14 protein-coding genes are annotated in these 23,002 nt (G+C 52.0%); 4 read left to right on the top strand and 10 right to left on the bottom strand.

Features of this window, described 5'->3' with window-relative positions:
• Positions 1-8: 8 nt before the first annotated feature.
• From E4T81_RS07325 to E4T81_RS07315, 3 genes are read right to left on the bottom strand one after another with little or no spacing between them, the layout of a single operon-like run.
• Positions 9-467 carry a DUF4494 domain-containing protein gene (locus E4T81_RS07325; RefSeq protein WP_135042906.1) on the bottom strand — a complete coding sequence of 153 codons (459 nt, stop codon included), beginning with the start codon at positions 465-467 and terminating at the stop codon, positions 9-11.
• A 30-nt stretch (positions 468-497) separates the two neighbouring features.
• On the bottom strand, positions 498-1,295 hold the full coding sequence (locus E4T81_RS07320) for a formate/nitrite transporter family protein (protein WP_135042904.1): 798 nt from the start codon (positions 1,293-1,295) through the stop codon (positions 498-500).
• A gap of 17 nt (positions 1,296-1,312) precedes the next feature.
• Positions 1,313-2,266 (bottom strand): N-acetylornithine carbamoyltransferase, encoded by a 954-nt coding sequence (locus E4T81_RS07315; protein ID WP_135042902.1) that lies wholly within the window; start codon positions 2,264-2,266, stop codon positions 1,313-1,315.
• Positions 2,267-2,371: 105 nt separating this feature from the next.
• Here E4T81_RS07315 and E4T81_RS07310 point away from each other — a divergent pair, with 105 nt between their 5' ends.
• Genes E4T81_RS07310 through E4T81_RS07295 form a run of 4 tightly spaced genes read left to right on the top strand, consistent with a single transcriptional unit; the run spans position 2,372 to position 7,554 of the window.
• Positions 2,372-4,180, top strand: coding sequence for an aminotransferase class I/II-fold pyridoxal phosphate-dependent enzyme (locus E4T81_RS07310; protein ID WP_135042900.1), 1,809 nt, complete (start codon positions 2,372-2,374; stop codon positions 4,178-4,180).
• Positions 4,181-4,182: 2 nt separating this feature from the next.
• Complete coding sequence (locus tag E4T81_RS07305; RefSeq protein ID WP_135042898.1) at positions 4,183-5,307, top strand: NAD/NADP octopine/nopaline dehydrogenase family protein; 1,125 nt, start codon at positions 4,183-4,185, stop codon at positions 5,305-5,307.
• Between the two features lie 8 nt (positions 5,308-5,315).
• Positions 5,316-6,743 (top strand): lipopolysaccharide biosynthesis protein, encoded by a 1,428-nt coding sequence (locus E4T81_RS07300; protein ID WP_135042896.1) that lies wholly within the window; start codon positions 5,316-5,318, stop codon positions 6,741-6,743.
• Positions 6,744-6,753: 10 nt separating this feature from the next.
• The gene (locus tag E4T81_RS07295) at positions 6,754-7,554 is read left to right on the top strand and encodes a phosphorylcholine transferase LicD (protein ID WP_135042894.1); all 801 of its coding nucleotides are present in this window, start codon (positions 6,754-6,756) and stop codon (positions 7,552-7,554) included.
• Positions 7,555-7,646: 92 nt separating this feature from the next.
• Here the strand turns inward: E4T81_RS07295 and E4T81_RS07290 are convergent, their stop codons facing one another.
• The 7 genes from E4T81_RS07290 to E4T81_RS07260 all read right to left on the bottom strand — a co-directional run bounded on the left by E4T81_RS07290 (position 7,647) and on the right by E4T81_RS07260 (position 22,835).
• The gene (locus E4T81_RS07290; protein ID WP_245207031.1) at positions 7,647-10,790 is read right to left on the bottom strand and encodes a PAS domain-containing hybrid sensor histidine kinase/response regulator; all 3,144 of its coding nucleotides are present in this window, start codon (positions 10,788-10,790) and stop codon (positions 7,647-7,649) included.
• 2,226 nt (positions 10,791-13,016) lie between these two features.
• The gene (locus E4T81_RS07285) at positions 13,017-15,431 is read right to left on the bottom strand and encodes a DUF5074 domain-containing protein (protein WP_135042892.1); all 2,415 of its coding nucleotides are present in this window, start codon (positions 15,429-15,431) and stop codon (positions 13,017-13,019) included.
• Between the two features lie 200 nt (positions 15,432-15,631).
• The gene (locus E4T81_RS07280; RefSeq protein ID WP_135042890.1) at positions 15,632-16,921 is read right to left on the bottom strand and encodes a nucleotide sugar dehydrogenase; all 1,290 of its coding nucleotides are present in this window, start codon (positions 16,919-16,921) and stop codon (positions 15,632-15,634) included.
• 52 nt (positions 16,922-16,973) lie between these two features.
• On the bottom strand, positions 16,974-18,320 hold the full coding sequence (locus tag E4T81_RS07275; protein WP_135042888.1) for a glycosyltransferase: 1,347 nt from the start codon (positions 18,318-18,320) through the stop codon (positions 16,974-16,976).
• Positions 18,321-18,404: 84 nt separating this feature from the next.
• Entirely contained in the window at positions 18,405-19,838 is a 1,434-nt protein-coding gene (locus E4T81_RS07270; protein ID WP_135042886.1) for a hypothetical protein, read from the bottom strand.
• The gene (locus tag E4T81_RS07265) at positions 19,835-21,397 is read right to left on the bottom strand and encodes a hypothetical protein (RefSeq protein WP_135042884.1); all 1,563 of its coding nucleotides are present in this window, start codon (positions 21,395-21,397) and stop codon (positions 19,835-19,837) included. The genes E4T81_RS07270 and E4T81_RS07265 overlap by 4 nt, the downstream gene beginning before the upstream one ends.
• Positions 21,398-21,416: 19 nt before the next feature.
• Positions 21,417-22,835 (bottom strand): hypothetical protein, encoded by a 1,419-nt coding sequence (locus E4T81_RS07260; RefSeq protein WP_167761764.1) that lies wholly within the window; start codon positions 22,833-22,835, stop codon positions 21,417-21,419.
• Between the last annotated feature and the right edge of the window lie 167 nt (positions 22,836-23,002).

The following is a 23,002-nucleotide window of genomic DNA, read 5'->3' as shown; positions in this document are numbered from 1 at the left end:
ACGCGTTTTTATTCAGCCGATGATTCGCTGCCGCCAAGTTTTGCCTTGAACACATCCATTATCGTGGTCTCTGCTATTGACGATACCTCAAAGTCAGCCATCGTGCCTTTCATCCCTTCCATGAAATTGTCAAGGGCTTCGCGGAAGTTGTTTGCAGCCACGAGGATGTGGGTTGTTGTCTTCTTTTCGACTGCGGTCTTTTCGTCGAGAGTGATGAAGTTGACTTTCACGTGATACCATTTGTCGGCTGCGTCATCCCAGAATATTTCTGTTATGTTGGTGCGCTTTACTGCCGAAATGGAAAAGTCGCCGGAAATAAACGGAGTCAGCTCCTCGATGGTGCGGGCCTCGGCTTCGGTGAAGCTCAGGGCATCGACCATGTAGGGTTCATTGACTTTTTTCTGTGTGCCGTTTTCCATCAACTTGTCGTAACGAACTTTCGTTTCAAACCAATTGCTCATTGTGATATAGTTTTTATATTGTGATTATAATTGTAGTTATGCTTCTTTTTTGAGGTGCAGATATGTGTGGACACAGCCTACGAGCAAAGCGCCTCCGATGATGTTGCCTATGGTGGCGGGCACCAGATTGCGCCACACCATCTGCCATGCCGTTACATCAGCGCCTTCAAGCATTCCGCAGGGGATAAAAAACATGTTGGCGATGGAGTGTTCATAGCCGAGCGCCACGAATGCCATGACCGGGAGCCAGCATCCAAACATCTTTGCTCCGCTGCTTTTTGCCGACATGGCAAGCCATATGGCAACGCATACACACCAGTTGGCTCCTATGCCCTTCACCATGACTACGAGCCAGGGCATTGACACTTTCGCTTTGGCAATGCCTATTATAGCCGAGTGGTAGGGCTCGGGGGCTGTGAGCCCTACAAAGTAGACCATGGCAAACACAAACAGCAACGCGCCGAAAAAGTTACCGAGATAGACCACAGCCCAGTTGACAAGCACGTCGCGCCAACGGCATTTCCCGGCGATGAGCGGCGGCATCAGCATGGCATTGTTTCCTGTGAACAATTCAGCGCCAAGCACCACGACCAGGATAAGCCCTATCGGGAACATGGCTCCGCTCAGAAGCTTCTGCAGAGCAGGGTTATCGGCTGTGATGCCGGGGAATCCATAGCCGATTATGAGCGACAGGGTGCCGCCGAAGGCGATGTATATTCCGGCAAGTATTGTAAGTATCGCGAATCGTGTATAGCCTGAAGACTGTAACCGCAGCTTGTTTTGTCCGGCGGTCATCGCGGAGTCTATCACTTCGGCAGGTGTTTTTGTCGCCATCGTCTCAGGTAAACCGTTTAGAGTGATTCAAGCAGGCGTTTCAACACCACCTCCGCGGAGATTTCGCGGTTTGCGGCTTCCGGAATCACGATTGATCTCGGACCCTCGATTACGTCGTCGCTTACAATCATGTTGCGTCTTACAGGGAGGCAGTGCATGAAGTAGGCGTTGTTGGTCAGTGCCATTTTTTCTGCGGTGATGGTCCAGTTGCGGTCGGTGCTTAATACCTTGCCGTAGTTGGGGTCGGTATATGCGCTCCAGTTTTTGGCATACACGAAGTCGGCTCCGGCAAGCGCCTTGTCCTGGTCATACTCGATTTTTGCATTGCCCGTAAATCTCGGGTCGAGTTCATATCCGTGGGGATGAGTAATCACGAAGTCATATCCTGCCGCGTTCATCCACTCTGCAAATGAGTTGGGGACAGCCTGGGGAAGTGCCTTGGGGTGGGGTGCCCACGTCAGTACCACTTTGGGGCGTTCGACGGTCTTGTATTCCTCGATGGTGATAAGGTCGGCAAACGACTGAAGCGGATGACGCGTCGCTGCTTCCATTGAGAACACGGGGCGACCGGAATATTTTATGAACTGGTTGATGATTTTTTCCTCGTAGTCATCGGCCTTTGACTCGAAGCGGGCAAATGACCTTACGCCTATAATGTCGCAGTAGCAGCCCATTACCGGAATTGCCTCGAGCAGATGCTCCGGCTTGTCGCCATCCATGATTACACCTCTCTCGGTCTCGAGCTTCCACGCGCCCTGGTTGACGTCGAGAACGATTACGTTCATGCCAAGGTTCATCGCCGCCTTCTGGGTGCTGAGCCTTGTGCGCAGAGAGGAGTTGAAAAATATCATCAGGAGGGTCTTGTTTTCTCCAAGATGCTTATAGCCAAAGCGGTTGGCTTTTACTTCAAGCGCTTCCTTCACTGCAAGATGAAGGTCGCCTATGTCGTTTACATTGGTAAATTGTTTCATCTGATTGCAAATTATGGCGCAAGTTACTCAAATATTTCCATATAGACGCTACCTATAACGTCAAAAAATGGTAACTTTGCTATCTGTTTAACTTCAATTATTAGTATGCAAGCAATTATACTGGCAGCCGGACTCGGGCGTCGTCTCGGCGAATTTACCGCCGGAAATACCAAATGCATGGTGCCTGTCAACGGTGAGTTTCTGATTGACCGTATGCTCCGGCAGCTGCGGAGGTTGCCCTTGTCGCGGATAGTGATTGTAATCGGCTACGAGGGTGCAAAGCTGAGAGAATATATTGACGGGAAGTATCCTGACATGAATATCGGTTATGTCGAGAATGATGTATATGACAAGACCAATAATATCTATTCTCTGTGGCTTGCCCGCGATATAATGCAGGACGATGACACGCTGCTGCTGGAGTCGGACATAATCGTCGATGATGCCATAATCGACATGATATATGAGTCGGATTATCCTGACGTGGCGCTTGTCGCCAAATATGAGTCATGGATGGACGGGACTATGGTGCGCATTGACGATGACGACAATATAATCAGCTTCATCCCCAAAAAGGCATTCTGCTATAATGACATAGACAGTTATTACAAGACTGTCAACATATATAAGTTCAGCCGCGAGTTTGCTGTAAGGCGTTATCTGCCTTTTCTTGAGGCGTATATAAAGGTGTTGGGCGCCAATGAGTATTACGAGCAGGTGTTGCGTGTGATTACCCTTGTCGACGCTACCGGCATAAAGGCTCTTTCCGTGGGCGCAATGCCGTGGTATGAAATCGACGACGTGCAGGACCTGCGCATCGCCGAGACTATATTTGCCGACACTGATTCACGTCTTGAAAAGCTGCAACACAGTTATGGCGGCTATTGGCGATATCCCGGTCTGAAGGATTTCTGCTATCTGGTCAATCCATATTTCCCTACCGGGAAGATGATTGAGGAGATGAAGAGCAGTTTTGACGTGTTGTTGCGCAATTATCCTTCCGGCATGGGGGTCAACTCGCTTCTTGGTGCGAAATATTTCGGATTGCGTCATGACTATGTGGTCACGGGCAACGGTGCCGCCGAACTGATAAAGGCGCTGATGGGACTAACGGCGGGCAGGCTTGGTGTCACTGCGCCTACATTTGAAGAGTATCCTAACCGGATGAATAAGGATGATGTCGAGGTGTTTGTCCCGTCGGGCGATGATTTCCGCTATACAGCCGCCGACCTGATGGATTATTTCTCGGATAAGGATATTTCCACATTGCTTGTCATCAATCCCGACAACCCCTCAGGCAACTTTATCCCGCGTCATGACTTGATGAAGCTTGTGGAGTGGACCCGTAACCGAGGCATGAGGCTTGTCGTCGACGAGTCGTTTGTCGACTTTGCCGATGGCGACGATAACACCATGCTGCTTAATAGTATTCTCGAAACCGCGTCTCATCTGGTAGTGGTAAAGAGCATATCGAAGTCTTACGGTGTGCCGGGTCTCAGGCTCGGTGTGCTTGCAAGCGCTGACACGGATCTTATAAAGTCGTTGAGGAAGGAGTGTGCGATATGGAACATAAATTCATTTGGCGAATATTACATGCAGATTTTCGGCAAGTATGAGAAATCCTATGAAGAGGCGTGCCGTAAAATCAGGAAGGTGCGCGACGAGATGTACGAGCGGTTGTCTACGGTAGATTATCTCAGGGTGATGCCGTCGGCGGCTAATTATTTCTTGTGTGAGGTGACATCAAGGTTTTCGGCTGCCGGGCTGGCGAGGATATTGCTTGACCGTTACGGGCTGCTCATAAAGGACTGCTCGGGCAAACGCGGTTTCCGCGACGGCTCGCAGTATATACGTATTGCCGTGAGGGACACGGCTGACAACTGTACACTTATTGATGCGTTAAAATCGTTGTGAATATGACATTATACCCGCGAAATGAAACCGGGATATGTATAGTCGGCGGCGGTAATGTCGGGACTGTGCTTGCCGGATATGTCGCCGCGCGCGGCTACAGGGTGAGAGTGCTCACCGACCATCCCGGTGACTGGGGGAGGACGATTGATGTCACCGACCCTGACGGAAACCTGTTCAGCGGACATCTTGACTGCGTTTCCGCCGACCCTGCCGTAGCGGTAAAGGGGGCGGATGTCGTGCTTGTGTGTCTTCCGGGTCCGGCAATACATGACAAGCTGGAGGCGATTAAGCCCTGGATTGAGCGCGACACCCTTGTAGGCAGCGTGTTTTCATGCACGGGCTTTTTCATCATGGCTATAAACGTGCTTGGCACGCAGTCACGTCTTTTCGGACTGCAGCGAGTGCCTTTCATCTCGCGACTTGAGAAGTATGGTCACTCGGCTCATCTGCTCGGCTATCGCAAGTGTATAAATGTCGCGTTCAGCGGAGTTGACGACACGGCAGCTGCCGTAGCGCTTTTCGCCGACATGTTTTCCACGCCGGTCTCGGTCCTTGCCCATCCGCTTGAGGTGACATTGACCAACAGTAATCCCATCTTGCACCCGGCGCGCCTTTATTCGATGTTCCGTGACTGCATTTCCCCGATGAAGGAGATACCGGCGTTTTATGCCGATTGGACCGACGACAGTTCCGAGATGCTTATCGCCTGTGACAGTGAGTTTCAGCAGGCTGTGGCGCGTCTGGGCATTGACCGCAGCCATGTCCCGAGTCTTTTGGATTATTATGAGTCGGTCGACGCCGAGTCGCTCACGCGTAAGATACGCAGCATCGCTGCTTTCAAGGGCATCGCGGCGCCGATGAAGAAGGTCGACGGCGGGTATATGCCCGACTTTGACAACCGTTATTTCACAGAGGACTTCCCTTACGGGCTGATGTTGATAAAAATGGTGTGTTCGCGTCTTGACATAGCGACTCCGGTTATTGACAGCGTGATAGAGTGGTTTCAGGAGCGAGTGGGGAAATGTTATATCAAGGACGGTCAGATAGCCGACAGCCCCGACGCTGCAGCTGTGGCTTGTCTTGACGCTGCCTCGATCGACTATCTTATATCGTCAATAAAGCGCTGACCGGTGGTATGGCTGACTCGCTTGGCAAAAAGGCATTGAAAGGGACTGTGTGGGCCACTGCCGACCGTTTCGGCGGCATGGTGCTGCAGTTTGTTGTCAATCTTGTGCTTGCCAATCTGCTCTTGCCTTCCGACTTCGGTACGGTAGGGGTGCTTGCCATATTTATCGCGGTGTCGCAGACTGTCATTGACGGAGGCTTTGCCTCTGCGCTGATTCAGCGTAAAGAGCCGACTGACATTGATTATTCAACGATATTTTTCTGGAATCTCGGTTTTTCGCTTTTGCTCTACGGGGTGCTGTTTGTGGCGTCACCGTTTATTGCCGGTTATTTCAGCATGCCTGTCCTCCGCGATGTGCTGCGGGTGATAAGTCTTAACCTGGTTATCAGTGCGCTTGCCCAGATGCAGCTTGTCAGGATGAAGCGGGAGCTTGCCTTCAAGCGTCTTGCCGTAGTGAATCTCACGAGCTATATAATCGCCTCGGCGATAGCTATCGTCATGGCGTTCAGGGGATTTGGCGTGTGGAGTCTTGTCGCCATGACTGTTATAAACCAGGCGATGGTCACGGGGCTTTACTGGATATTGAACCGCTGGCATCCGGTTGCCGTGTTTTCCATGAAGTCGTTTCGCTCGCTGTTCGGATTCGGAGGCTATCTGCTTGCCGCCTCTATCCTGCACGAGATATGCCGCAATCTTCAGGGCGTAATAATCGGAAAACGGTTTTCGGCTGCCGACATGGGTTATTATTCGCAGGCTTACAAGCTTGACCAAATGACCTCCTATTCAATCCCGCAGGTGCTTGTTCAGGTGCTTTTCCCGGTATTTTCCAATATACAGAATGACCGGGAGCGTCTTGTCGAAATGACGCTTCTCGGCATGCGCGTCATCGCTGCCGTAGTGTTTCCGCTTCTGATAGTGCTGATGATAGTGGCTGAGCCGCTTGTGGTGACTCTTTACCGTGACGTGTGGCTTCCCTGTGTGCCATATTTCCGCATCCTGTGTGTCGGCGGTATATTCGTGTCGCTGCAGAATGTCAATTTTTACGCAGTCGCCGCCCTGGGTCACAGCGATGCGCTGTTCAGGTGGAGCTTTTATAAATGGGGTCTGCTGCTTGTGCTGCTTTTGGTCGGTATGTTTTTCGGAATGGAGGGCATCATGTGGGCGATTGTGGTGAGCAACCTCAATATATTTGTTGTAAACGCTGTATTGTCGCGCCGCTACGTCGGATGTCCGCTGAGAAGGCAGATACGCTGTGTGTTGCCTCCGCTTGCCACCGGAGCTGCAGCGGGACTGGCTGTAGCACCGTTTATGGGCATGTTGCCGTGGTGGGTGTGTGCTTCCGCCTATCTGTTGCTGTATGTTGCGCTGGCGCTTCTGTTCAGGTTGCGTGCGCTCGGTGACCTGCGACAGCTTCTGCAGCTTGTGAAGAAAAAATAAGTAATTGTTAATGACGATGATAGATGCCGATGTTCACGCCTCTCTGCGTGAAAGATTCAGTCCCGACGGCTCGCTTTTGCGCCGCCACCAGTTGAAACTGCTTGAGATGTTGCGGTTTATAGATGAAGTGTGCCGTAACAACGATATTCCTTACTGGCTTAGTTCAGGCACTCTTATAGGCGCGATGCGTCACGGGGGCTTTATCCCGTGGGATGACGATGTTGATGTCGAGATGCTTGCCGCCGACTTCCCGAGGTTCCGTGAGGCTGTAGAGCGTGTCGCCGACCCGAGGTATGTCGTGCAGACAACTGCCACTGACCCGGAATTTCTTTTTGCATTCGGTAAGTTGCGCGACCTCGGCTCGCTGGTTGAGGAGAGCAACGGTCTTGACTCTCTGCTGAAATACAGGGGATGTTATATTGATGTGTTTACCATCGCGCCGTCATCGTCACGCCGTCTTCATCGTTTCGGGTGCAAGCTTGTCGGCACAGAGTTGAAGTGGCGTGTCAAGTCGCCGCGTTCACTGCGCAGCCGTCTGCTTCGCGGAGCGCTCCACGGGATAGTGTTTCCCGTGATGTCGGCTGTGAGCCGTGTCGGCGCCGGCGACCGCATGCGTCACGTCATCCCGAGTTTTTTCTCGGCTGAGCGTCGGCTGCCGGAACTTCTGCCTGTGAGCGAGGTGAGCTTTGAGGGATATACCTTCAAGGCGCCTGCCGATCCTGACGCCTATCTGCGCCGCATCTATGGCGATTATATGCGTCTGCCCGATCCCGATAAAATCCAGGTCCACGCGTCGCGTATAAGCCTCTGACGTCTTTATCCGCAATCGCTGCGTCTATAAAAACAGCTACGCGATGGCTTTTATGCCACCGCGTAGAAAAAATCGTGTTGTCAAGTTATGCGTTATAACATTATGAATGACGAGTCGACGGTCGATTTCAGCTCCGATTTGAGCTTGGAGGCGTTTACGGGCTTGCTTACATAACCGTTGAATCCGTTTTCCATGATTCGCTCCTTGTCGGAAGCGAATGCGTAGGCAGTGACAGCGATGATGGGCACGGTCTTTGACACCTTGCGTATCTCGCGTGTCGCCTCATAGCCGTCCATATTGGGCATGTTGATGTCCATGATGATGATATTGGGCTGGTGTTGCTTGAACAGCTCTACCGCTTCCCTGCCGTCCCACGCGTGGATGAGGTTATAGTCATTTGACAGGATTGTGTCAAAGAGCAGGTAGTTGCTCTCATTGTCTTCGGCGACAAGCAGTGTCAGTTTTTCCTGACGCTTGATGGTCTCTTTCTGAGGCTGCTGGGCGGCGACAGTCTCCGCCTCTTCAGCGGCGGGTTTGGCTTCCGATACTTGCACGGGGAGATAGGGGATGGTAAACCAGAATGTCGAGCCGAGTCCTTCTCCGGGCGACTCTACGCCGATGCGTCCTTCCATCTTCTCGATGATGCTCTGGCTTATCGATAGACCGAGTCCGGTGCCCTGTACGAAATTGTTGAGCTTGGTAAAGCGCTGGAACACACTCTTCTGCTTTTCGGGCGCGATGCCGATACCGGTGTCGCGTACATAGAAGTAAATCTCATGACCGCGCAATTCGTAGCCGAACGTAATGCTTCCGTGGTCGGTAAACTTGCATGCGTTGGTGAGCAGGTTGATTATCACCTGAGAGAGGCGGTTGCGCTCGGTCCTTACATTACATTCGGCCGCGCCGAGGGTGAAGTTAAGCACAACGCCCGGTTTTACTCTCATTCTCACAGTGCTTTCAAGATTGCGGATAAGCTCGTTGAGGTCGGTCGGGTGATAGATGAACTCGAGAGTGTTTGCCTCTACTTTGGCAAGGTCGAGGATGTCACTGATAAGCTGTAGCAGAAGCTGGTTGTTGTTTTCGATTATGCCGATAAACTTCTCTTTCTTCTCCTCATCGTTGGTGTTGGCGAGCAGGTTGGAGAATCCTACGATTGCGTTGAGCGGGGTGCGTATCTCGTGGCTCATGTTGGCGAGGAAAGCCGATTTGAGTCGGTCAGACTCGCTTGCGCGCTCTTTAGCGTGGATAAGGGCGTTTTCCTGTTTCTTGCGCTCTGTAATCAGCAGCAGCGAGCCTACGAGCGAAACCGGACGTCCGTTTTCGTCGTTATTGTCGACGGCGGCGTTGACTTCCATCCAGTCGATGATCTCACGTCCGTTGTCGTTGGTGATGATGCGGAACTCTTCCTTTACATAGTTGGTCTTGCCGTCGACAAGCTCTTGATAGGACTGACGGACACGCGGCAGGTCCTCGCGGTGGATGCGCTGGAAATACTCGCTTGAGTCTATGATGTTCATGCCGCGTTTAGAGCCGCGCAGTGTCGGGAATTTAAGATGTTTCAACACACGCTGTGACTCGCAGTATATGCGCTGTGTCTTGATGTCCCAGCGCCAGGGGATGATATGAGCCACGCTCAGTGTCATCTCAAGCTGTTTGCGAGAGTTGCGCAGGGTGCTTTCAGCCTTGTTGCGTTTAGTGGTGTCGCTGCCGAAGATGTCAACTGTGTTGGTCTCTTTGTTGGGGACGATTAGAAACTCGTAGTATTGGTCGGTGGCTTTGAAGTAGTGGGTGAATGTCACCGAGTGTCCTTCGTTGAACGCTGTGTCGACAAGGCGTTTGAGATGCTCCATGTTGAAGAACGAGTCGGTGTCGTCGGCTCCGTTCTGGCTGTAAAGTGTCTCAAACGATGTATTGCTTGACTTGTAGTTGATTTTTGTCACGTGTCCTTCGCTGTCGGTGGTGAGGCTTGCCGATGCGTAGGCGATAGGCATGTTGCGCACAAGCGCGTCGTGGGCGCTGGTAGCCTTTATCTTGGCGTGGAGTGCCTGCGAACGCAAGGAGATAATCACAGCAATTGCGGCGATAAGCAGGATTATCGCGATTATATACCACTTGTAGCCGTCCCACAATGTGTCGGGCTTGTTGACAAATACTGTGCCTGGAGGACAGTCGCTTGTCGAATAGCCGTCGCGGAGCAGCTGCTCGTAGTTGATGACATAGTTGAAGTCTTCGGGATATTCGGGATAGTAGAAGGGCACGCTGTTCATGTTTTTCCCCTCGTTCATCATGTTGACGTAGCTTACCAGCGTTTCGATTACCTTTTTGTGGTTGGGGAAGTAGCCTCCGAGAATTCCGTTGCCGATATATGCCTCGCGCAGAGCGTAGACAGGCTGTATCGCCTGAGGTATAGCCCTGTATTCTCCCGACACAAGCTGGGGATAACCGTTTACGTCGAGCTGGGAGAAAAACCATGATGAAAACAGGAAGCCCGTAGTGTCGCTGTGGGTCATGAGATAGTCGAGAAGCTTGCCGCTGTTGTTGTCGTCGGCCACAAGCCACTCATAAGATAGCGACGGGTAGGTCGACGCAAGGTAATTGCTAATTTTCTTGTTGATATGGCGGTTGGGGGCAAGCGCGTCGGCAGCAAATATGAGCTTGTTGAGCTTGGGGTTCATCTTCACTATCAGGTCGATAGTCTCCTTGTACATGAACGGCGACTCAATGAATGTGAGATTGTACTTGTTGCGTAGCTGTGACAGCGGTACAAGGTTGTCGTCAGTGTCCTCACCCTCGATTCCGGTGAGATAATATTTGGACGTGCCCACTTTGTCAGAATTTCCGAGCAGGATAGTAGGGATGTCACCGCACACAGCTTTTATAGTGTCGACAAGTCCGAATGATGATTCTCCGATCATCACGAGCCCGTCGGGCTTTTCTTTGTTAATCCTGTCAAGCACACCTTTTGACATGATGTTGTAGAGCGAGTCATTGGTGACATAATTCATGTTCAAGTGCTCGATAGTCGTGACAAACTTATGCTCTTTAGCCGCCTCCATGATTATGGGGTTGATGAATGACTGGCTCCAGGGCGCGCCTTCGTTGTAGGCGTTTATAATCATTATCTCTTTTGACGGCTTGTTGCGGTCGACGGCTTCCGCTTTAGATGAAAGCAGTGATGTGGCAACAATAGCAGTGATTGTGAATAGTGCTTTGAGTCTGCAACTGAAATCGTTCATGGATATATTGTAAAATAGTTGTCTTAGATTGGTTGTATTTATGCAAAGTTAGTAATTCTCGTAAGTTTTCATTTATGTTTCTGTAAAAATAACATTATGTTTTACGACATAAAATCGGGAAACCAACCCGCGAAGTGTGGCGCAGAGTGTTATCAACGCCGGTTTATACAGGCAGTGTGGGGCACAAGATGTTATCAAAGCGGGTTTATACAGTCAGTGTCTGGGCACAGGGTGTTATCACTGGCGGTTTATACAGTCAGTGTAGAGGCACATGGTGTTATCGATGGGCTTTGTATGGGCAGTGTAGGGGCGAGTGGAAGCTCGCCCGCGTTGCGTCGGCGTGGGATAGATTGTGGATTGCAGGGTTGGTGTTGCGGGCGACCTTCCAGTCGCCCCTACAGCTACGCGGTGAGGCACAGGGTGTTATCAATGGTGGTTTATACAGGCAGGGTGTGGGACAGGATGTTGTCAATGGTGGTTTATATAGCTGCGTGGTGTTGCACATGATGTTGTCAATGGGGTTTGTATAGGCAGTGTAGGGGCGAGTGGAAGCTCGCCCGCGTTGTGTCGGCTGTGTCGGTGGGGTATGTTGCGGATTGCGGGGTTGGTGTTGCGGGCGACTGGAAGGTCGCCCCTACAGCTACGCGGTGAGGCACAGGGTGTTATCAACGGCGGTTTATATAGCTACGCGGCGATGTACAGGGTGTTATCAATGGTGGTTTATACAGGCAGTGTAGGGGCGAGTGGAAGCTCGCCCGCGTTGCGTCGGCGGGGGACGTGTTGTGGATTGCGGGGTTGTTTGTGACATTCCCGGCAGGGAATGGTCTGATTTGTAGCCGTGGGTTGAGCGAAGCGATACCCACGGAAAACGTGTCATCGGGGATGGGTTTCCGTAAGGAATCCTCGCGGTTGATGTTTGGATGATTCCTGCGGAAACGATATTGTTTTTTGTGGCGGGGTACCGTGGGTATCGCTACGCTCAACCCACGGCTAAACATGGATTATCCCCTTGCGGGGATAGGTTGTGTGTAGGGTTGGTGTTGCGGGCGACCTTCCAGTCGCCCCTACAGCTACGCGGCGATGTACAGGGTGTTATCAATGGCGGTTTATACAGCTACGCGGTGAGGTACAGGATGTTATCAATGGGATTTGTATAGGCAGTGTAGGGGCGAGTGGAAGCTCGCCCGCGTTGCGTCGGCGGGGATATGTTGCGGATTGCGGGGTTGTTTTTGACATTCCCGGGAGGGAATGGTCTGATTTGTAGCCGTGGGTTGAGCGTAGCGATACCCACGGAAAACGTGTCATCCGGGATGGGTTTCCGTAAGGAATCCTCGCGGTTGATTTTTGGATGATTCCTGCGGAAACGATATTGTTTTTTGTGGCGGTGTACCGTGGGTATCGCTGCGCTCAACCCACGGCTAAACATGGATTATCCCCTTGCGGGGATGGATTGTCGGTTGCCGGGTTGGTGTTGCGGGCGACCTTCCAGTCGCCCCTACAGCTACGCGGTGTTGCGCAGGGTGTTATCAATTGTGGTTTATACAGGCAGGGTATGGGCATAGGGTGTTATCAATGGCGGTTTATACAGGCAGGGTGTGGGCACAGGATGTTATTAATTGTGGTTTATACAGGCAGTGTAGGGGCGAGTGGAAGCTCGCCCGCGTTGCGTTAACGATGTCGGCGGGGGAGGTGTTGTGGATTGCGGGGTTGTTTTTGACATTCCCGGCAGGGAATAGTCTGATTTGTAGCCGTGGGTTGAGCGTAGCGATACCCACGGAAAACGTGTCATCCGGGATGGGTTTCCGTAAGGAATCCTCGCGGTTGATGTTTGGATGATTCCTGCGGAAACGATATTGTTTTGTTGCGGGGTACCGTGGGTATCGCTACGCTCAACCCACGGCTAAACATGGATTATCCCCTTGCGGGGATAGATTGCTAGATTGCAGGGTTGGTGTTGCGGGCGACCTTCCAGTCGCCCCTACAGCTACGCGATGAGGTATAGGATGTTATCAATGGCGGTTTGTACAGCTACGCGGTGTGGTGCAGGGCGTTATCAATGGCGGTTTATACAGGCGGTGTGGCACAGGGTGTTATCAATGGTGGTTTATACATGCAGTGTAGGGGCGAGTGGAAGCTCGCCCGCGCGGTGTAGGTGGGGTATAGAAATGAAGAAGGGGCTGCGGTGAAGCAGCCCCTTCTATATAAGGATGATTTAATCAGTCGGGATTATTTTTTCCAAGCGTAAACCTGTACTTTGCTCTTTCCGTAAGCTACGTAGATGTAACCGTCGGTGTGGAGGGCGATGTAGTTGGCTGAGTTGCCACCGGTGTAACGAGTGCGGGTTACGAATGAAAGGTCATTCTTCTTGAGCACGATAAGACCGGCACCGCCGTGAGCGATATATACATAGTTGTTATCAACAGCAAGACCGTTGGCACAAGCTGCGGCAGCTTCCTTGCTTGACATTTCCCAGCCTTTGAGCTCTTCCTTGCTCTTGTCTGCAAGACGGAATGAAGCTACTTCGGTGAGAGTGTTGCCTGCGAGAGCGAGGTGTTTTACACCACCCTGTCCGAGACATACCCAGATGTCATTGCCTTCGATGGCGATTACGTCCTTACCGTCAACCGGTGAGAGAAGCACGTCTTCAACTACGTAAGAAGCAACTTCGTTTTCGTAGTTAACGTCAGCCGCGTTAAACACCTTGATTGACGCGTTGGCAGTGTTGGCTGCTTTGTCGCGGTTGATGAGAGTGAGCATGACAACCTTTGAGCCGTCGGTAGCGATATGCTTACCGGTGCGTGAGCCGTCACGTTCCCAAGGATTGGCGGGCGCTTCTGCAAGAGTCGGGTCAAATGACCATGACGGAAGTTTTGCTACAGATTTGAGCTTCCAGGTAGACTCGGTGAAGTCAGCTACGTTGAATGTCTCGAAACCGGCAACAGATGCGGTCTGGTAGTATTCGCCGTTGCGGATGATGCAGTTGCCTGAGCCACCGTTAGAATAAAGAGTGTCTTCACCTACTACATACTGCTCCTTGTAGAGAGTGATAAGGTTAAGCTTCGCGTTGTTTCCGGTGGGGAATGTACCGCCGTCGCAGTTAATCCATCCGAGGATACCGCCTTTCTTGGGGTGGTCACCGGCAACGAAAATCTTACCGTTGTCAAATATCACGTGGTTGAAGTCAATAGCTCCGTAAGTGTCGTTGGACGGTGCAGTCTCAAGATAAGAGTTGAGAGTTACAGTACCGTTGTCAACGGTGAGGTGCTCGATACATCCGTGGAAGTCACCTCCCTGAGTGTGCCAAGAGAGATAAGCGTCCTTGCCTACGGTGAAGATAGAGGTTGCTGAAATCGGGTGAGAATGTTCAGCGGGCTCTACACTACCGACATTTTCAAGTTCGGGATCCGGGGTCGGGTCGGGGGTCGGGTCTTTCGGACCTTCTACAACCTTGGGTGCACATTCGTCGTTAGAATCCTCAACGGTGTAATCGATTTCTGCGTTCTTTTTTACTGTTTCATCAAACCAAAGCTCAACAATGGTTTCGTCAGCTCCTTTTTCCTCAGTACCAATCTGAGTATTGTATTTGATAGCAATATTCTGGAATGTTCCTATGAGGTCTTTGTTGTTGACATCAAGCACGTCGGTTTCTACCATTGCGTAGTCGCCGTCGTCAGCTCTTACGAATACATTACCGATGTCTTTGAGGCGAAGCTGTTCTGTAGCGTTTAGGTAGCCGCCATCACGGAGAAGAACAGTAAGAGGCTCGTTGCCTGCAAGTTCAATAACAGGAGCAGATACATATCCTGCCGAGATTATTGAATTGTTACCGGTGAGGTAGATAGTCTCGTCGGCAGTAACAGCACAACCTGCATAGATTTCAGCACCTATGAGGGTAACGATGTTTCCGTGTAGCTTGCCGGTAGTATAGAAATCGCCCTGAAGCTTAATGTCAATTCCGTCAAGAACAAGGTCAGCGTCGGTTATTACGTCGCCGAGGATGTCTATATAGTTCGGATTTCCGGCACGGACAATCTTACCACCCTGATGGATGTAAAGAGTGGTGTTGCCGGGGATGTTAGATGCGCAGTCAAGTGTACCACCGTTAAGAATGTGGATCTCCATGTTGCGGTTGCCATCTCCTCCGATACCGTTGATGGTTACATTGCCGTCAATATAGTATTTGATAGTACCCTCGACATCATGTGTCTGATAGTCATCACCTACATATTTTATTTCAGTTGACAATTGGTTGGCTGTAACATCGCCTTTCAGATAGAACTCGGGGGTTCCGTTATAGCCCTGATAGTAATAAAGATTGGAGCTTCCGTCAATCGGGTTCATCGCTGCGAGAGCGTCAGCGGAGGGTATACCCGGCATGCCCGGGAATTTGGGGTCGTCATTGGCTGCGCGGCTGCCGAGAGCAAGCCTTGAGTTGTAGTAGGTCTTAGCCAACGCGGGATTGGTGTGTACGGAGAGGTCGATGCCATCCACTGTCTCGACAACATCAGTGCCGGCAGGTCCGTTAGTGTCGGGTGCATCATCCTTACAGCCGGTCATTGCCACGAGGGCAAGCGCGAGGGCTCCACACTTGAGCGCGTTTCTGCGGGAAAGTTCCGGCAAATTTAAGTTAGCTTTTTTCATCCTTAAATTAAGTTAGAATGTTAGATTGGTATAAATGTTAAAATTGTTCTAAAAAGGTTGCTACTATATCACTTTTAGGTGTACGGGTTAATAATGTGCAAATATATGAAAAAATTATATAACAACCAAATTTTTAAACTGTTAATTAACGCATTGCGTTTTTAAAGGATGTCTCCGCAGCCGGTACTTATTGTATTTTATCAGAGTCTTTGGTCTACAATGCTCCGGTCGAGAGTTCCTTTTAAATCGTAGATTGCGCCGCCTTCGCGGAGGTATTTCCGAAGGTTCATATCGTTAAATACCGAGTGGCACACGCTATGGATTATGAGGTCATATTTTTTTTCTGAAATTTTATTTTCATCAGTCAATATATCAATGCCATAGGCTTTTTTTACCGTGTCGCTGTCGACATGCGGGTCAAAGATGTCGACAGAGGCGGCATCGGGCAGTAGTTCGCGGTATATGTCGATAACCTTGGTGTTGCGTGTGTCGCGGCAGTTTTCCTTGAAGGTAAATCCGAGCAGGAGTATGTCGGCTTCGGCTTCGGGCTTCCCTGCTGCGGTAAGAATGTCGGCGGCGCGCTTGGCGACATATCTCGACATGCTGTCGTTGATAGCGCGCGCCTCGGTCATGAGCCTCGGGGTCACTCCGTGGGCGTGGGCCTTGTGAATCAGGTAGTATGGGTCGACACCTATGCAGTGGCCGCCTACGAGACCGGGATGCAGCTTCTGGAAATTCCATTTTGTCGCCGCCGCCTCGATTACATCGTTGGTGTCGATGCCGAGGGCGTTGAACAGCTTCGCCGCCTCGTTCATCAGGGCGATGTTGACATCGCGCTGGGTGTTTTCAAGAACCTTCGCGGCTTCAGCCACTTTTATGCTTGAGGCGCGGTGGACAGGCGCTTCCAGTACGGAGCTGTAGAGGCTCTCGACGAAGTCGGTCGTGGCGGGAGTCGAGCCTGACACAATCTTGCATATGCGGTTGACGGGACGGGCGAGGTCGCCGGGGTTGACCCTTTCTGGCGAATATCCGACAAAGAAGTCTTTGTTGAATGTCAGTCCCGAAGTCTTTTCGATGACGGGCACACACTCCTCTTCCGTGGCTCCGGGATATACGGTCGACTCAAATATGACCGTGTCGCCTTCTTTAATCACCATGCCTATCTCACGGCTTGCGCTAATGAGCGGCTGAAGGTCGGGACGGTTGAAGTCGTCGACCGGGGTGGGGACGGCGACGATATATACATTGCAGCCGCTGATGTCGTCGAGGCGGCTTGTACACCTCAGTCCGCCGGCGAGGGCTTTGTCGAGAGTGCCTTCGGGCAGGTCGCCGTTTGTGTCGATACCCTGGTTGAGGCGGTCTACGCGGTCGGCGTTGATGTCAAGTCCTGTCACACGATATTTGCCTGCAAACATGCATGCTAACGGCAATCCCACGTAACCAAGTCCGAGGATGGCTATTTCCGGTTTCAGAACTGTCTCTTCATTCATTGTTGTCAAATCTGAATTGGGGGGGGTAATTATCATAGTGAATATCAGTTAGTTATAAGCCCTCAGCCCTTGCCACGGCAGATGTCTTCTTCGGGTTCCACGCGTCTTTGTAGGACGAGTAGAAGAAGAGTTCCGACGTGTGGGCTATCAGGCGCGTTATACGCAAGAAATATCCGGTATAGAAAGTGGTGATGAAAACGTAGGGAAACAGTTTTGCCTCTTCCCTGGGGCGCTCGGTGATGATGAGAATCACGCCAAACGCGATTATCGCAAACGCCATTCTTATGAGATAGCCGATGACGATTATCTCCCAGAGGCGGTCGACGTTCATGAAGAAAAGCATGATTATGTAGAAGAACCACACATAGTTGAACGCAAAGTCGTAGAGGATGTTTTCCATATTGGAAAGCATGTTGAGAAACGAGAAGTTGCGGTCGCTCCAGAGGATGTCCTTGTGCTTGCGGATGCGGAATCGCACGAGCGACTTGGACCAGCGTTTACGCTGCTTGAAGAGTTTCATCCATGACGTAGGCACGTTGGTCATGCACACTGCGTCGTTGGCAAACCATACCTTGTAGCCCGCCTTGCGCAGTTTCTGGGTGATGTCGCCGTCGAGTCCGGGGCCTATGTCCCAGCATCCTACCTCGCGTATCGCCTCGGTCTCAAACGCTCCGAACGCGCCCGAGATGATGTGATAGATGCCGAGCATGTTGGAGCCCATGCGCCCGACCATGATGGTCTTCAGATATTCAAGCGCCTGAAGGGTTGAGCATAGCGACTCGTGGGCGTTGCGCACCTTTATGCAGCCGCCGACGCCCTTGATGTTGCGGTCAAAGTAGAAGGGGATGAGGATTTTCTCTATGGCGTCGCGGTCAAGAGAGCTGTCGGCGTCAAGATGGATTATGTATTTGCCGGAGGCATGAGACGCGGCGAAGTTGGCGGCACATGCCTTTCCGCCACCGAGGTTGAGGCGGAAAAACTTGGTTATATAGCCTGCGCGCTGCAGGTCGTTGCATATGATCGGTGTCGCGTCGTCAGAGCCGTCGTCGACGATTATTATCTCGAAGTTCTGATAGGTCTGTTCACGCAGCGACTCCACGAGTTTGTAGATGTGTCTGCCCTCGTTTTTTCCGGGCGCGAGGATTGACACGAGCGGCATCTCTGTGTACAGGAGATTGCGCGCCACGATGTCGCGTCGGCGTAGCGACTTGTGGAGAAATACGTGTCGCAGCGCGGTTATGATGTCGAGCAGGTAGTAACGCGGAAACTCGATGATAAACAGAAACCAGAATGTAGAGAGCGCCACTTCCCACGATAAATTGGTGGAAAAGCACACCATGATGCCGTTAAGCAGCTCAAAGATGTCGTAAAGCACTCCTTTAAAAAATGACTCTATCATCGGGTTTAATCTGTCAGGTTTTTAGTGGTTTTCGGTAAGCGGTTAATATTTTTCGGTATATTATATATAATAATGTGTAAACGATTACTTCCGGCGTGACTCTTCGAGACGTCTTACAAATGTCTCCGGGTCGGTGTCGGGATGGTATATGTAGGTTTCGACAAGCTCAAACTGAAATCCGTCGTGGAGCGACTTGTAGTCGTTAAGTTCTGCCTTCAGCTCATATTCCATCTTGCTTTGCTGGCGTCCGATCTCGCCTTCGCGCACACGGCTCATGAAGTAATAGTTGTTACCCCATATCGCGCTCTTGTAAGTGAAGAATCGCGCCATCGCCTGCACGACCGGGGGGCGGGCGTCAAGCGAGGGACCTTCGTCGGCGTTGGGGTCAAACACATAGAATCGGGTCACGACAAGCACCTCGTCCTGATTGTTGGAGGCTGTCGAGAACTGCCTTACATAGTCCATGAAGTTGCGTGTCGAGGTGTAGCCGAAGAATCCTGCCTGGCTGATGGTGTGGACCACGTCGTTGCCTGCAAAGGCGTGGATGCCGTCGGGGGTGAGCTCATATTCATAGACGTCGCGCGACAGCAGTTCATCGGTCTGGAGGCTTCTCTTGCATGACGAGCAAAGCACCCTCATGTCGGGATACATGAACGACTCCTCACACTGGTTGCAGGTGTATATCGCCGAGGGCTTGTCATAGTCCACGCCGATGTGGCGCAGCAGCACGTGGCACTTGGGACACCTGAGCTCGCCGTCCCACTGATAGGTTGACTCCGGCGACACGTTGGCGCAGCGGAAGTGGTGGATTACCGATTGCTGTCGCAGGTCGGAACTGTTGCACTTCGGGCATGTCTCGAAAAAGAAGAGGTGGCTGCCGCCACAGTGGGGACACTCGTGTATCCTGTCGATGAAGCGGCTATGGCGGATGTAGCCGAGGCGCAGCATCTCGGAGTGGAAAAACTCGCGTTCCTGTGCGGCTATGCGCTCCTGTCCGGTGTACCACATCGTGTAGTTGTAGAGCGCCATGTAGCCGAGGCTCATGCCTCTTACCGGCTCCGAGCTGAAGGTGAAGCGCCCTCTTGAAATCGCATATCTCACGAGGCGGAACATCTCTTCGGCATGGGTCACGACCGGCTCTGTACCGAGCAAGAAGTTGAGGCGTCGCATCGCACCGTAGATTTCATCGATTGTCTGCGCGAGGTCACGGTCGGTGGGTGACGAAGCATAACCGTCGACGATGATTTCAGCCTCGCCGAGCCATCCCTGAAGACGCTGGGTCACGAAACAGGGCTTGAACCTGCACTTCTCCGACAGAAGCGGGGAGGCAAGTCGGATAGCGAGCCTCGTGTAGTCGTGGAGGGGATTGATCACGTTGATAAACATTGCGTCAAAATCCTCAAACTCCAGTTCCGGAGTGCGGTCCACATCAAGCACATCGTTAATCACCAATATCTTGCGTCGGCTGTAGTTGGTGATAATCTGGTATTTCTCGTTTATGTGATTTCTTGTGTTCATTTCTTTTCCGGCTTTCTTGTGTCAAGTATCCAGGCGTCGCGGAATTCCCGCTGAGTCCTTGAGATGGTCTTTAGTTCGGCTGCCGCTTCATCGGCCGATGAGTGGCGTGATGCATATACATACCACTTTCCGCTTCTGTTGAGCTTTCCGCTCTGCATCAGTGCCATATCGTTCAATTCCGCGACACGGTCGGTGGCGTGTCTTTCCGCGTTATATACATTGGTGATAATGTAGAACACCTTTGCCGAGTCGGCGGCGATTAGCTGTCGCTGGCGTTCAGCCTGCAAGGCGCTGTCCTCGCGCTGCTTTAAGGCGGCGAGCGAGTCGGCCCGTTGCTGCTTGCGGGCGCGTTTGATCGAGTCGGCGCGTTGCTCTTCGAGTCGGCGCTCGATTACGCTGTAGTGGCGACGGCGGTTCTGGTATTCGACAAGTGACTCCTCGCTGACTCCGGCTCCGGTGGTCACCCATAGGTAATTGCTCGGCGAGTCACTCTTCCAGGTGTCAAGATTCTTTATGCGTATGGTTACGGGTAGCCCCGACGCCACGCTCCAGAACGGTATGCGCTGGTCGAAGTCGATGTCAAGCTTCGCGATGAGCGCCGTGTTCTTTTTCGTGAAGTAGCTGCGGAGGTTTTCGGGAATCTCCTCTGTGCGCATGCCTATGATTGACACATGGGCGTCAAACGACAGATTCTCGTTGACTACAATCTCGGCGAGCGAGTTGTAGGTGATATTGTGTATCTTGTCAGGCGGGATGTAGGCCACGACATGCAGGTTGTTGTCAGTGAGATTGAGGTGTTGTGCCGTCATGAGCAGTTCTTTTTCAAAAAAGACCATGCGGTCGGGCGCCACGATGTTGACTATGATAGCCGAGTCGGTGGCAAGGCGGTAGCGGCGTGCCGCCTGCATTGAGCGCAGTCCGATGTTGTCATATATCTGCGCCCCGTTGCCGCCGTGGATTCCTCGCCGCGAGGGGTCGGTGGAGTGGCGCATGCCGGCGAGCATTCCCGCCTCCGCCTGCATCGCCTTCAGCATGGCGAGCGCCTCGTTGAGCATTCGTTCGAGGTCCATGCGGTGGGAATTGTCGCTGAGACCAAACTGGATGTTGTGGTTTTCGAGCGAGATCTGCTTGCGCAGTTCGGCGATTCTTACTTTCTGCACGGCAATCTCCTGAAGGAGGCTGTTGTGGCGTAATGTAAGGTCGCGGTTACGCGCCACGATTGTAGGCTCGGTGTTGATATTTGCCTGCTCGCTCATGATGTCCATCATGAAATAGGAGTAGAGCGTGTCGCCGGGCATCACGATGTCGCCGGTCTCGACATATAGGCTGTCAAGGAAGATGTCAAAAGGAGTCCTCACCTGGTTGGCGTCGACATGTATGTAGCCGTCAAAGTCGGAGTAGACGACTTTTCTTCCGAAATATAGCCCGAGGATTACCAGAATCACTCCAAGCACAGTGGCTGCGACAATCTGCTGGCGGTTGACCTTGCGTTTTCGTTGCCGCAGGATTTCTTCAATGTTTTCCTTCTCGTCGTGGGAGCGGTAGGTGAAATTTTTCATATCTGTTATCGGCGGGCTGTTACTGGTTAATATTGACAGTGACCGACTGGAGGGGTATCTCGCGGCAGAAGCGGAGCACCGACTCGTCGGTCAGGAATTTCTGTAGATCGGCTATGCAGCAGTCCTTGCGGTACTGAAATTCGATAAATTTCTCGCAGCAGGAAAGATAGCTGTTGTATTCTTTCATCCTGGCAAGCCTGTTGTATTCGCCGACGCGGTTGTCGTAGGCGTTGGCGCGCATGGTGAGATATTTTTTCAGCTCTTCCATGCGGCGGTATTCACCGATGGAGGCGTTGTTGTAGCGCTCGATGTCAAGCAGAATGGCGTTGATCGCCTCCATGATGCGCGTCGCTATATGGCTCTCTTCAGCCGCGAGTATGTTGCGGCGGGCGCGAAGCGAGTCTTTTTTCTTCCAGAACTCAAACGAAAGGGGAATGGTGAACACGAGCCCGGCGTCGACATTGGAGGAATTGGGCGCGTGAAGACGCGTATAGTAGGAATAGCGCACAAACGGCGCGGCGTTTACCTCGGTCCAGTAGCTCGTGTTTTTTTCCTGCTGCTCGAGCAGTTGCATCTGTAGCTGTAGCGTGGAGATGTCATATTGTGTCTTGCGCACATGGTCCATATAGGCGGCGGTGTCTATCTGAACGAAATAGCCTGCGGGGCGTGACAGGTCGAGCGCCGGGAGGTGACGGCCGGGAATCGAGGCGAGCATCCGTTCAGCCTCGGCTTTCTCGTTGAGTATCTGGAGCAGGTCGTCGCTGGGGATATTTTCGTTTTCAAGCAGATACATGTATGCGGCGCTAAGCATGTTGAGGTTGCGTATGCGCTGCAGCAGCACGCCGCCCATCAGCGAGTCGCTGTATTGGCGAAACCGCTCTTTCTGTCGCTCCACAAGCATTCCGAGGTCTTCCTTGTCGTAGGCGAGCTTGTCAATCTTGCCGCGTATTTTCTGTTCTTCGATGCGTCCTTCACGCTTGAAGAGCGCGCTCTGAAACGGATACCATCTCAACTCCGCCTGTAGCTTGCCCTTGTAGACCGACACGGGGTCATCGTCGTCCATGCCAAGCTCGCCGTCGAGGCGGTAGTAGGTCTGACCCGTAAACCGGAGTCCCGTAAGGCTCTTTATCTCGCCGATTTCGGCTTCGGTCCTGCGGTCGATGGCTCGGTTGAGGTTTTCCCGCGATTCGCTGCTGTGGCCGCGTGACATGGAGTCGGTCACGCTCAACGATGCCGGGTGGTTGTTGTCGCGGCTACCGAATATGAGGGAGTCGAGATGCTCGAAGCGGCTGTCGAAGTTGGCAAGAATCTCCATGCCGCGCTGATTCTGCGCCGACAGGCGGCAGGTCACAGCAGGCAATGAAAGTATCATGGCTATGCCCACTACCTGAAATAAGGCTATAATGTGGTTAGGTCGGTTCATTATGATCAGGTACATAAATGATGCCGTATAGCTTACCCGATCAACGAGTAAGGGGGCTGTCAATAGTTAGTTGATATTAGGTCGGTTTATTACTATTGACAAAGATAGCAATTATATTTTATTTTATCAATAGGTTTTGGCTCGGTTGCGGGCAATTTTTGAATTATTTTATGTCAGAGCCG

The sequence above is a fragment of the Barnesiella sp. WM24 genome, from assembly GCF_004570975.1.
In the GTDB taxonomy this organism is placed as follows: Bacteria; Bacteroidota; Bacteroidia; order Bacteroidales; family Muribaculaceae; genus Muribaculum.
This window is presented reverse-complemented; position numbering and strand designations above follow the sequence as displayed.